At 73.1% G+C, this 3746-nt stretch carries 1 protein-coding gene; it reads right to left on the bottom strand.

Annotation, left to right across the window (positions count from 1 at the left end):
• Positions 1-3746 (bottom strand): acyltransferase domain-containing protein (locus ACFZB9_RS36800; protein ID WP_391454515.1); only part of this gene is annotated, 3746 nt, incomplete at both ends.

The raw sequence follows: 3746 nt of genomic DNA, 5'->3' as shown, positions 1-3746 counted from the left end.
CAACCATCCCCACCACCAACCACCGACACCACACCCTCCACATCCCCACGCTCCACCGCACCCCAGAACGCACCCTCAACCCCATCCACCACACCAACACCAGACCCACCAACCCCAACCCCAGCCCCACCCTCAAGCCAGAACCGCTCCCGCTGGAACGCATACGTCGGCAGATCAACCCGACGGTCGGCACGGCCGCCCAGCACGGCGGCCCAGTCCACACCGGCACCGTGCACGTACAGCCGGCCCAGCGCGCCCAGCAGGGTCGCCACCTCGGGGCGCTCACGGCGTGCCACCGCCGCGACCGAGACCCCGGGCTCGTCGATCAGGCAGTCCTGAGCCATCGCGGCCAGCACACCGTCCGGGCCGACCTCCAGGAACCACGTCACGCCCTCGCAGCGCAGGGCCTCCACACCCGCGGCGAACCGCACGCTCGCCCGGACGTGCTCGACCCAGTACTCCGGGGTGCGGATCTCCGCGCCGGCCATGGTCCCGGTCACGTTCGACACCAGGGGCACCCGGAGCGCCTCGAAAGCCACCTCGGCCAGCACCGCGGCGAACTCGGCCAGCATCGGCTCCATCAGCGCCGAGTGGAAGGCGTGCGAGACCGTCAACTTCCGTGTCTTCCGGCCGCGTTCGGCCAGGAGACCGGCGATCTGCGCAGCCGCCGCCCGGTCGCCGGAGACCACGACCGCGGCCGGGCCGTTGACCGCGGCGATCCCCACGACACCGGCCGTGGCGTCGGCCTCGGCCAGCAGCTCCGCGACCTCGGCCTCGCCGGCCTCCAGCGCGAACATCGCGCCGCCGTCCGGCAGCGCCTGCATCAGCCGGCCCCGGGCCGCGACCACCTTGCAGGCGTCCGGCAGGGACCAGAGGCCCGCCACGTGGGCGGCCGCCAGCTCGCCGATCGAGTGTCCCAGCAGGTAGTCGGGCCGCACGCCCCAGCCCTCGGCCAGGCGGAACAGGGCGACCTCGACCGCGAAGAGCGCGGGCTGGGTGAAGCGGGTCTCGTCGATCAGGAGGGCGTCCGCGGAGTCCGGCTCGGCGAACACCACCTGCTTCAGCGGCCGGTCCAGGAGCGGGTCGAACTCCTCGCAGACCGCGTCGAATGCCGCCGCGAACTGCGGGAAGCGGTCGTACAGTTCACGCCCCATGCCGAGTCGCTGGGAGCCCTGGCCGGAGAACATGACGGCGAGCCGTCCCTCCACGGCCGTACCCAGCAGGACCTCGGCGGCCGCACGTCCCTCGGCAACGGCGGCCAGGCCGTCCAGGAAGGACGACCGGTCCTCGCCGACGAGCACCGCACGGTGCTCCAGCTCGGCCCGGGTGGCCGCCAGCGCGTACCCGAGGTCGGCGAGCCCGGCCGGTGCGTCCTCGGTCACGGACGACAGCAGCCGGCCGGCCTGCTCACGCAGGGCGGTCCCGGTCCGGGCCGACAGAATCCACGGGACCGGCCCGGAGACCTCCGAGGTGGTCGGTGCGGGCTCCTCGGCGGGCGCCTGCTCCAGGATCATGTGGGCGTTGGTGCCGCTGATACCGAACGACGAGACGCCGGCCCGGCGCGGCACGCCGGTCTGCGGCCACTCCCGGGCCTGCGTCAGCAGTTCCACCGCGCCTTCCGACCAGTCCACGTAGGTGGTGGGCCGATCGGCGTGCAGCGTCGCCGGGAGCACGCCCTGACGCAGCGCCATGACCATCTTGATCACACCGCCCACACCGGCCGCGGCCTGGGTGTGGCCGATGTTCGACTTCAGCGACCCCAGCCACAACGGCCGGTCGGCGGGGCGGTCCTGACCGTAGGTGGCCAGCAGCGCCTGCGCCTCGATGGGGTCACCCAGCGTCGTCCCCGTCCCGTGCGCCTCCACCACGTCCACCTCGGCGGCCGACAGCCCCGCGTTGGCCAGCGCCTGACGGATCACCCGCTGCTGCGAGGGACCGTTCGGCGCCGTCAGACCGTTCGACGCACCGTCCTGGTTCACCGCACTGCCCCGAACCACCGCCAGCACCTCATGGCCGTTGCGCCGCGCATCCGACAGCCGCTCGACCACCACCATGCCGACGCCCTCACCCCACCCGGTGCCGTCCGCATCGGCGGAGAACGCCTTGCACCGGCCGTCCCCGGCCAGGCCGCCCTGCCGCGAGAACTCCGCGAACGCACCCGGCGTCGACATCACGGTCACACCGCCGGCCAGCGCCAGATCACACTCACCGTTGCGCAGCGCCTGCACCGCCAGGTGCAACGCCACCAACGACGACGAGCACGCCGTGTCCACCGTCACCGCCGGACCCTCCAGGCCCAGCACGTACGACACCCGACCCGACATCACACTGCCCGAGGCACCCGTCAGCGCATAACCGGCAACGGAGTCGGGGGCGTTGGCCATCAGCATGCTGAATTCCTGGCCGCTGCCGCCGACGAACACGCCGGTCCGGCTGCCGCGCAGCGAGGTGGGCTTGATGGCCGAGCGCTCCAGCGCCTCCCAGGAGGTCTCCAGCAGCAGCCGCTGCTGCGGGTCCATCGCCAGTGCCTCACGCGGCGAGATCCCGAAGAACTCGGCGTCGAACTCGCCCGCGTCGTAGAGGAAAGCGCCCTGGGCCATGGCGGGAACGCCGGAGGTCTGCCAGCCACGGTCGGCGGGCAGGGCCGAGACCTCGTCACGGCGCTCGTCGACCAGGCGCCACAGGTCCTCCGGCGAGGCGACGCCCCCCGGGAAGCGGCAGGCCATGCCGACGATCACCAGCGGCTCGTCGTCGAGCGTCGGGGAGCGCAGCACCGGAGCGGACATCCCGGTGCCCGGCTTCTCGCCCGCGAGCCGGGCGCCGACGAAGGCCGCGAGAGCGGTCGGGCTGGGGTGGTCGAAGACCAGGGTGGCGGGCAGCCGCAGTCCGGTCGCGGCGTTCAGGCGATTGCGCAGCTCCATCGCCGTGACCGAGTCGAAGCCCAGCTCCTTGAACGGCTTCGCCGCCGTGATGACGCCGGACGAGCGGTGGCCCAGCACCAGGGCCGCCTGGGTGCGGACGAGGTCCAGCAGCAGGGCCTCGCGCTCCGGCTCGGTGAGCGCGGCGAGGCGCTGGCGCAGTTCGGCGGCCGCCGAGTCGTCGATCGGCTGACGGTCGTCCGCCGGGGCCGCCATGGGGCGGCCTACCGACCCGAACGAGACTCCCTCCAGCCAGAAGCGCTCGTGCTGGAAGGCGTAGGTGGGCAGGTCGATGCGGTGGGCGTCGCGGCCGGCCAGGACGGCGGTCCAGTCGACCGTGACCCCGTGGACGTAGGCCTCCGCGAGGGAGGTGAGGAAGCGGGCGGTGCCGCCCTCGCCCCGGCGCAGTGAGCCGATGACGACGGGTTCGGTGCGCCCGTCGAGGGCGTCCTCAAGGGTCTCCTGGACCGGGACGGTGAGCACCGGGTGCGGGCTGGCCTCGATGAAGGCGTGCAGGCCGTCGGCGGCCAGGGCCCGTACCGCGGTCTCGAACCGGACGGTCTCGCGCAGGTTGCGGTACCAGTAGCCGGCGTCCATCACCGCGGTGTCGATCGGCTCACCCGTCACGGTGGAGTAGAACGCCACCGTCGACGACACCGGGCGCACCGGGGCCAGGGCCGTGAGCAGCTCCGCCTCCAGAGCTTCGACCTGCGCGGAGTGCGAGGCGTAGTCGACCGCGATGCGCCGCGCCCGGACCCCCCGCTCCTCGCAGTCGGTCAGCAGGGTCTCCAGGGCCTGGGGCTCGCCCGAGACCACCACCGAGGACGG

The organism is Kitasatospora sp. NPDC008050, assembly GCF_042957465.1.
GTDB lineage: Bacteria > Actinomycetota > Actinomycetes > Streptomycetales > Streptomycetaceae > Kitasatospora.
Note: the sequence above shows the minus strand (reverse complement) of the source record. Positions and strands in the feature narration are given on the sequence as shown.